This is a genomic window from Enterobacter sp. K16B (assembly GCF_020216105.1).
Classification (GTDB): Bacteria; Pseudomonadota; Gammaproteobacteria; order Enterobacterales; family Enterobacteriaceae; genus Enterobacter; species Enterobacter sichuanensis.
This window is the reverse complement of sequence record NZ_JAIWJZ010000152.1, coordinates 1-5,045: the sequence shown is the minus strand read 5'-3', so window position 1 is coordinate 5,045 and position 5,045 is coordinate 1. Positions and strand designations below refer to the sequence as shown.

Genomic DNA, 5,045 nt, shown 5'->3' with positions numbered 1-5,045 from the left:
ACGACTCGAGTCAGCGATGGCCGATAACCCCAATTACGCTTTTTTACGCGAGTTTTTTTTACCGCTGCTGGCCGCGCGTTCGGCTTTAATCCTTTCCAGCAGGGCGGCAGCGCTGTTTTCTCCGCTGATAAGACTTGGGTTTTCAGCACGCCACTGGGCGGTAAGCTCGCCGCGGAAGGCCTTCGCCAGGATCGACTGGGTGAGGCTGTTGACGCGGGTTAAGGCGCTGTTGACCTGCTTTTCAATGGTGTCGGCGTAGGCGAAGAGTTGTTCGACGCGGCGGACGATTTCAGCTTGTTCTGGAAGCGGGGGAACTATAACCGGTATTTCGCGAACTTTATTCAAGTTTAAATTTGGCTGGTTACCACCAGCAGCGGCTTTTCTTGTTTCCTGATAATTTTCCATTAAGCGCATTTTTAAAAATTGCAAGTCAATTTTTTCCTTATCACATATAATTGCTGCACAGGCTTGATTACATGCTGCATGTATTTTTAATTCTGTGACTTGACCACGAGTTTTTCCTTCGCCATACATCGCTAAAAGTAGTGTGCCTGGAGAAAATATTTTAAGCGTACATTCTTTTAGTGCAATAGGTGTAATAAATTGCTCTGCAACTTCCGTATAAATTTCGCCGGTACTTGAACTTGTTAACCAAGGAATTGAACCATTCTCCCAATACTTTACTTCGGTTCGCTTAGGAGTTTTACCTGTAGCTACTTGAGCTAACTCTCCTATACTACTATTCACCCATGAAGAGAATAGTATAGAGTTACTTTTCCGCCATTCCTCCGTTAGCCCACCGCTCATTGCAACAGTGAGCACTGCCTGACGAAAACGTTTCAGGATTTGTGGGATTTGCTCAAGACGTGCTTTGGTGCTGTCTACCTGTGCCAACAGCGTATCGAGTTTTTCGGCAATGATTTTTTGTTCGGAAAAAGGAGCGAAACGAACCGGGATCTTCCGCATGTTTGCTTGCGTAAGTTTTAAACGAGTTCCTCCGTTGACGTAATCGTGATAGTCAAACTGATTGAGAAAATAACATAGAAATTTGTTATGGCTTAATCCTTGAATAGCTTTCAAAACATGAGCATGGTTATTCACCCATGTTTTCCCATAAAGCATGTACGCTTTATTTTTTTGTCCATCAAAAAATGAAACACCATCCTCACCTAGTGCAATAAGCTCTTCATCAAAAATAAAATCGTCAATTTTACCGACTTCACCTGTTGCACCATAATAAGGGTATAGTTTATTAAAATCTTTCCCCTCAATACGTTTTTGTCTTTCTTTGTTGTTAACCGGAATACGCATCGAATCCAGTATTTCAACAATATTTTCTAGCGGGGTATCTACCCATCCCTCCGGCAATTTCCCTCCACTCATGCCTTCACCTCGCCAAACGCTTCATTCAGCAACTGACGCTGCGCATCTGCCTCATCCCCTGCGCCCAGCTCGCGCATTAGCGCATCCAGCTCGCCCAGCGCCTGCACCAGCTCACTCATCGCCTCTGCGGCCAATACATCCGGCTCAGGCAGGCTGTCGGCGTCGATACTGTCTTTATCCTTCAGCCAGGAGATATCCAGCGAATCGGATTTCGCTGTTCGGATCCACTCGCGGCTGAACTTGCGCCAGCGGCTGGTGGCCTGATGCTGGTCGGTGTTTTTGTTCTCTTCACTGTCGGCGACTTCGCTCTCTTCGGCGTTAAAGCTCCACTCACCTTCGATACGCGGACTTAAGCCGTGCGGATCTTCACCGTAGACGGTTTCAAACGGCTGCAAGTGCTGCTCGGTAAACGGCGTGCGCTTGCCGAAGCTCGGCATATTGGTACGCAGGTCATACACCCACACGTCGTCGGTGCAGTTTTTATCCTGATTCGGATTGGCGACCGTGCCTTTGGTAAAGAACAGTACGTTGGTTTTTACGCCCTGGGCGTAAAATATGCCGGTCGGCAGACGCAGGATGGTGTGCAGGTGGCATTTATCCATTAAATCTCGACGAATTTCCAATCCAACTCGATCAAACAGTACGTTATCCGGCACCACCACCGCCGCGCGGCCGCCGGGGCGCAGGGTTTCAATAATGTGCTGCATAAAGCACAGCTGTTTGTTGCTGGTCGGGTGCACGAAGGTGCGGGTGATGTTGGTGCCCGCGGCGCTGCCAAAAGGCGGGTTGGTGGCGACAATATCGGCCTGCGGTAAATTCTCGCCGTCGCTGCCCAGCGTGTTCCCCAGACGGATAGCGCCGCCGTGGTCGAGGTTGCCTTCAATATCGTGCAGCAGGCAGTTCATCAGCGCCAGACGACGGGTGCCGGGCACTAATTCGAGGCCGATAAACGCGCGGTGGATCTGGAAATCCTGGGTGTCGCCGTCGAGATCGTCCAGATCGTGAGTCTGCGACTTCACGTAGCGATCCGCTTCAATCAGGAAGCCCGCCGTACCCGCAGCCGGATCCTGCACCACTTCGCGCGGCTGCGGCTTCAGCAGATGGATAATGGTTTTAATCAGCGGACGCGGAGTGAAGTACTGGCCCGCGCCGGATTTGGTTTCGTTGGCGTTCTTTTGCAGCAGCCCTTCGTACATATCGCCGAAGTCGTCGCGGGACTTCCCATGGTCGCCATTGTACCAGTCCAGCGCGTCCATATAGCTGACCAGTTCAGTCAGCTGTTTAGGCTGTTCAATGGTGGTGCTGACATTATGGAATACCGCCTGCACCAGCTTTTTCTCATCTGAGCCTAACTGAACCAGCAGGTTACGGTAGAACTGCATCTGATCCTGACCAATACGCGATTTCAGGTCATCCCAGCGGTAGCCTTCCGGCAGGTAGTCCGCTTCCTGGCCGGTCTCTTTGCACATTTTCAAAAACAGCAGCGAGGCGAGTTCATTGACGTAGTTTTGATAGGAGACGCCGCCGTCGCGCAGGTTGTCGCACAGTTTCCACAGTTTGGCGACCAGATCGTTATTGTTCATTGAAGATCCCATGTAAAACAGCGGCCCTTATCGGGGCCGCAGAAGAAGAAATTGCCGGGAATGATAACGCGTCAGGCGAGCTCATCCCAGATGTAATCGCTGAACTTATCCAACACGCTGTCGAGGTTGTCGTCAAAGGTGCGTTGTAACATTGGCTTACCGCCGCGACGGTGGAAATTGCCGGTTTTGAAGACGTCGTCGTCGAGCACTACTTTCTCTTTGAGCGCCTGCGCTAAACGGTCGAGCCAGCTTAGCTGTTCATCGCTCCAGTCGTTCTCGCCCTTGATACGCGTCAGCGCGTGGTCGACACGCTCGTCGAACGGTTTGGGCGCATCGCCCACCGCCGCACGGCGGATATGACCAATCAGCCTGGCGGCGATATCCTGATTGCGCGTCGCTTTCCATGCGCTGCGCAGGGAGGACTCTTCAAAATGCTGGCGGTCAAACCACTCCTGCAATTCCACCAGCCCTTTACGGGTGAGGTCGCGCGGACGATTGATCACCGCCTGCAGCGCGGGCTGGGCGTTAGGGGAACGCTGCACCAGCGCATCAAACGCTTCCAGGAAATCCTGCGGTGTGTCGTAATCGCCATACAGCGATTTGACGCTCACCACCTCATCGTCGATATCGAGGAAAATAGGGGCCTCGCGCAGGGCGTTGATATCGGTTTTCAGCCTTTCCAGGCGGGCGATAAAGCCGGGGAGCTTATTGAAAATCTCGGCGCTCCAGTGCGGTCCTTTTTCCCGTAGGCGTGAGGCCAGACCGCCAAAGTTGACGCCTGCGGCATCCAGGCACAGCTCGTCCAGACGGCGAACCTGCTTATCTACAGCTTCACTACGGTCGCGGTTGAAAGCGGCAAGGCCGATGATCCGCTGCAGCTTTGCGACCAGCTGTTCATGGCTGTGCTCGGCAAAACTGCGGCCATCCGCTTCGATGGTTTTGTAGGTTTCTGAGTCGGTAATTTCATTGACCAGCGTTTGCAGTTCCACCTGTGGACGCACAACCACCGGGCGCATGGTATCGACGCTTTCCAGCGAGCTGTAGATATCAACGCAGTCGAAAATCTTAAAGCTGGTTTTCCCCACCGACGGGCACAGACGCGTGGCACGGCCCTTCATCTGCTCGTAGAGAATGCGACTTTTGACTTTGCGCAGGAACACAATATTACAGATAGACGGAATATCCACGCCGGTGGTCAGCAGGTCAACCGTGACCACGATATTGGGTAGCCGCTCTTTGTTGAAGCGGACGATCATGCTTTGCACTTTCTTCGCGTCTTTATCGGCATCACCGGTGATCTTGATAATCGCGTCGTGCTCCAGCTGCGGATACTTTTTCTTAAACGCGGTGCGCAGCTCGTCAACCACCATGTCGGCATGGGCGTTGGTGACGCAGAACACCAGCGTTTTTTGCTGTCCGGTGGGATCCAGGTATTTGGTGAGCTCACCGCATACCGCACGGTTAAACGCCGGGATCACCAGGCCGCGGTTAAAATCGGCAACCTCAAAATCCTGATCGTCAGCCAGCGTGTCGTTGATCAGCTCGCCTTGCGTGTTCAGGCGTTCCACCTGTTCGCCCTCGGAAAGATAGACCCCATCCTGCGCGTTGCGGGTAACGATCTGAATGGGCGGATCCTGATCGATCAGGTAGCCGTCGATCACCGCCGTACGGTAGGTGTAGCGGTAAACTGGTTCGCCGAAAATATCAACCGTGTGCAGGGCTGGCGTGGCGGTCAGGGCAATTTTTACTGCATCGAAGTGGTCGAGAATGCGACGGTAGGCGGAAACGTAATCCAGCTGGCTACGGAACTGCAGCTCGCCTTCGGTCTGCTCTTTATCAAGAATGTAGCCGCGATGGGCTTCATCGACCACGATACAGTCGTAGCGGCCAACCGGCATCGGTTCCTCGGATTGCAGCGTGCGCTTGACCAGTGACTGCACCGTGGCGACGTGAATTTTTGTGCTGTCTTCCGGGAACTTGTCGGTCAAGCCTTTGATATCAAAAATGCTGTTAAAGGTGTCGCCGTTAATGCGCGTATCTTCAAACGACCCCAGCGCCTGCTCGCCGAGCGAGCGACGA

3 protein-coding genes are annotated in these 5,045 nt (G+C 52.9%); all 3 read right to left on the bottom strand.

The features are described 5' to 3' along the window. Window positions 1-33: 33 nt before the first annotated feature. A complete protein-coding gene (locus LDK53_RS21515) occupies window positions 34-1,383 on the bottom strand; it encodes a restriction endonuclease subunit S (protein WP_225288030.1) in 1,350 nt (449 codons plus the stop codon). Beyond that, window positions 1,380-2,966 (bottom strand): N-6 DNA methylase, encoded by a 1,587-nt coding sequence (locus tag LDK53_RS21510; RefSeq protein WP_225288029.1) that lies wholly within the window; start codon window positions 2,964-2,966, stop codon window positions 1,380-1,382. The genes LDK53_RS21515 and LDK53_RS21510 overlap by 4 nt, the downstream gene beginning before the upstream one ends. 71 nt (window positions 2,967-3,037) lie before the next feature. Then, the coding region (gene hsdR, locus LDK53_RS21505; protein WP_225288028.1) for a type I restriction-modification system endonuclease at window positions 3,038-5,045 on the bottom strand (2,008 nt) is incomplete at its 5' end.

What these genes read in the sequence shown, in the direction of transcription:
- LDK53_RS21510 (WP_225288029.1), bottom strand. Translation starts at nt 2,966, where the DNA reads ATGAACAATAACGATCTGGTCGCCAAACTGTGGAAACTGTGCGACAAC.
- LDK53_RS21515 (WP_225288030.1), bottom strand. Translation starts at nt 1,383, where the DNA reads ATGAGTGGAGGGAAATTGCCGGAGGGATGGGTAGATACCCCGCTAGAA.